The sequence below is a fragment of the Vibrio sp. 2132-1 genome (assembly GCF_033344315.1).
Genome location: NZ_JAWPON010000511.1, coordinates 1 through 618, shown reverse-complemented (window position 1 = coordinate 618; position 618 = coordinate 1). Strand labels below are relative to the sequence as shown.

The following is a 618-nucleotide window of genomic DNA, read 5'->3' as shown; positions in this document are numbered from 1 at the left end:
TCCGATCCTGCTCATTGTCCCGCCTGGTATTGCAATGCTATGCCAGTTGAGATGAGATTTGTTATATCTTGTATAACTTCAATCGTTTTTTCAGCAGGCATACCATAAAGGAAGTTTTTAACGTGAAGGAATAAAAAACGTGAACTTTCGCAAAAATACTCTAGTACTCACGATGCTTGCAACGGCAGCTCCGATTGCCGCACAAGCAGCTTCTAAACCCAACATGCTGGTTATCATGGGTGATGACATCGGCTACGGTAACATAACTGATTACAACCAAGGCATGCTTGGCTACAACACACCAAACATCGACAGAATTGCGCAAGAAGGTGCGCTTTTCACTGCGTACTACGCGCAGCAATCTTGTACTGCGGGCCGTAGTACTTTCATTACTGGTCAAATGCCAATCCGTACCGGTTTGACGAAAGTAGGCCTACCGGGTGCAGAACAAGGTCTTCAACCGCAAGACATTACAATGGCGACGGCACTTAAAGATATGGGCTACGCGACAGGCCAATTTGGTAAAAACCACCTTGGTGACAAAGATGAAATGTTGCCAACAAACCACGGTTTTGATGAGTTCATGGGTAACCTTTACCACTTGAACGCAGAAGAAGA

1 protein-coding gene is annotated in these 618 nt (G+C 45.3%); it reads left to right on the top strand.

The window, feature by feature from the left end:
• Nucleotides 1-172: 172 nt before the first annotated feature.
• Nucleotides 173-618: sulfatase-like hydrolase/transferase (locus R8N47_RS26360; protein WP_318186252.1), on the top strand; the 446-nt coding region annotated here is incomplete at its 3' end.